This is a genomic window from Aureispira sp. CCB-QB1 (assembly GCF_000724545.1).
GTDB lineage: Bacteria > Bacteroidota > Bacteroidia > Chitinophagales > Saprospiraceae > Aureispira.
The window spans coordinates 1-450 of record NZ_JHBV01000111.1 but is presented as its reverse complement, the minus strand read 5'-3'; the positions used below and the strand labels follow the sequence as shown (position 1 = coordinate 450).

Below are 450 nucleotides of genomic sequence, written 5' to 3'. Positions count from 1 at the left end.
AAGCATGAATTTAGAGCTGATACAACGATTGTTCTAGATACGATTTTGCCAGCTCCTGTTATCGTGCAATTGCCTCGACAAGTAGTTCCTGAACCTAGAATTATTTATGTGGATAGTTTCCAAAATAGAATAAAATCAGAGTTTGTTGATACCGCTCAACACATGGCTACAAAGCTTTATCAAGACAGTTTAGAAGATGATAATTTGACAGTCTATTATGAATCATTGGTGGATGGTCAGCTCTTGCAAAATCATTTACATTATAAACTAAAAATCCCAAAGCAGATCACTAAAACGGTTCGCATCAATACCCCTGTTCCAACACCTAGCAATGGGCTGTTTTTGAATGCGGGGGTGGGTGGGAATCTCAATGCTTTTTCTAGTTTGACGGTTGGTTTGCAATTTGTCTCCCAAAAAGGTTGGGCACTCGGTTATGATTATGATGTGTTG

Annotated in this window: 1 pseudogene; it reads left to right on the top strand. The window is 38.7% G+C overall.

Going from position 1 to position 450, the window contains the following annotated elements:
• Positions 1 to 450: pseudogene (locus CG11_RS30615) on the top strand (hypothetical protein); the annotation flags it as partial.